This window comes from Photobacterium sanguinicancri (assembly GCF_002265265.1).
Classification (GTDB): domain Bacteria; phylum Pseudomonadota; class Gammaproteobacteria; order Enterobacterales; family Vibrionaceae; genus Photobacterium; species Photobacterium sanguinicancri.
Genome location: NZ_NOIF01000464.1, coordinates 1 through 433 on the forward strand (window position 1 = coordinate 1; position 433 = coordinate 433).

General features: G+C 40.0%; 1 rRNA gene. It reads right to left on the minus strand.

Annotated elements, in window-relative coordinates:
• Positions 1 to 303: 303 nt before the first annotated feature.
• A 5S ribosomal RNA gene (gene rrf / locus ASV53_RS24625) occupies positions 304 to 419 on the minus strand.
• Between the last annotated feature and the right edge of the window lie 14 nt (positions 420 to 433).

A 433-nucleotide genomic window follows, 5' to 3' on the forward strand; every position in this document is an offset into this window, starting at 1 on the left:
CATGATATTCGAATTGACTGTGCCAAAGCTTAAGTAAACTTAAGTTTTGTATTGGTCACTCAGTTCATTGATGCCAAATTCATTGTTACTTAAAAAGTCACAATGAACAGTTTTGACTATTCATTTCACGAGTGCCCACACAGATTGCATGGTCAAATTGTTAAAGAGCTTTGCTTTCAGTGCCTTAACACTTAAGCAGGAGGCGTATAATACGCTTTCTACTTTGAAAGTCAACATAAAATTCTATGTAACTCACACAAAACATTATGTTGACTCGTCTCATTGAGACAAGTCGAAATTAAAGCCTGGCGATGACCTACTCTCACATGGGGAGACCCCACACTACCATCGGCGCTATTACGTTTCACTACTGAGTTCGGCATGGGATCAGGTGGGTCCATAATGCTATGGTCGCCAAGCAAATTCGGTTTAT